At 40.0% G+C, this 1,382-nt stretch carries 2 protein-coding genes; both read right to left on the bottom strand.

Features of this window, described 5'->3' with window-relative positions; translation table 11 throughout:
* Positions 1-682: hypothetical protein (locus tag AB5287_RS09980; RefSeq protein ID WP_368221175.1), on the bottom strand; the 682-nt coding region annotated here is incomplete at its 3' end.
* A gap of 1 nt (position 683) precedes the next feature.
* Positions 684-1,382, bottom strand: a 699-nt coding sequence (locus AB5287_RS09975; protein WP_368221173.1) for a phage tail tip lysozyme, incomplete at its 5' end; no start/stop codon positions are given.

Below are 1,382 nucleotides of genomic sequence, written 5' to 3'. Positions count from 1 at the left end.
GTAAAACTTTTAATTCACCTTTCTCATCTTTCAAGGCAACTGTACCATCTTGTTGCTTAACTGCTCCAATTTCATACGCATTCTTCAGTTCAACTGCTCCATCTGGATTTTGAACATAAACTTGTCCTTCTTTTGTTCCAACAACTGTATGACCTGTATTCGTCACAATTGGTTGCTGCTCAATTTGTTCTTCCGTAACATTGGTTTGTTTTGGAGTATCGGTCGCTTTAACACCTGTATTTTCTTCTGCTTTCTTTTCCTCTGGTGTAGGAGTAATCGGTTTTGTAGCCTCATCCGTCTTAGGAGTTTCTGCAGGCTTTTCTTCATTCTTTGAAGGCTCAGTTGATGGCTCAACTGGTTCTGTGGAAGGTTCGCTTGGTTTGACCTGTTCCTGATTTCCCCCTGAGTTATCTGGAATAGTCGGATTAACCGGTGTCTCAGGAGTCACCTCACCCGTTTGCGTTTTGTCGTCTTTAGGTGTCTCCTCTTTTTCCCTCGGAACTGGAACTTTTTCATTATCCGAAGGAGAAGGAACTACTACATCTACTGGACTTGTGACCTTTCCTTCTTCTGCTAAAGCAGCCAAAGGACTTGTACCTAAAACGCTAACTGCTACTAATAAACTTGCAACTACTTGCTTTTTCTTCATTTCTTTTTTCCTCATTTTCTTTCTATTAGTCATTTCAATGACCGTCTACATACCATAACTGACTAGCTGTTCCCTTATCTAATACTCGATAAGAAACTGTCATTGCTGGTACTCCAAATACATTCATTTCTGAAATTAAAATTGATCCATCACTTCTTACCTCTTCACAAAAAGCCACATGACCATAAGTTGGATCAGAACCAGCTAAACCTTGAACAAAGGAAACTGCTGTATGCTTTTTAGGTGTATGACTAGAAGAAAAACCTGCTTTTCTAAACCAGTCACCGCCATTCCCCATAAAGGAATCAAACTGAATACCTAATTGTTTTGCACGATTATAAACATACCAGGTACATTGACCTGCTGGATAAGAACCACTTCCGTCGTATGCATGACCATCATATTGGCTGATATTTCCCCAACCTGCAGGAATCGCTGTGGTACTTGTACCTGTATTATTATCCTTAGAAAACGTACCTTGTGCTGTTTTCAAAATATCATAGATGACTTCTGCCCACTCTTCAATCGCACTTACCTTCGTTTGAGAATCGGAAATTGCCACTCCTTCATAATATTGTGACCAATCCCTAGCTGCCTGTTTTGGATCTCCACTAGAACCCATTTTTATGACAACTCTAGCATAAGCTCCCTCTAATTCGGTACTCATCAAATCCATTTGAATTTGTTTGTCGAGTTTCTTTTCTTTCGCTTGATCCCAACGATTGCCATTGAT

The organism is Bifidobacterium sp. RTP21102st3_E2_RTP21102_210122 (assembly GCF_040916945.1).
In the GTDB taxonomy this organism is placed as follows: domain Bacteria; phylum Actinomycetota; class Actinomycetes; order Actinomycetales; family Bifidobacteriaceae; genus Bifidobacterium; species Bifidobacterium longum.
This window is presented reverse-complemented; position numbering and strand designations above follow the sequence as displayed.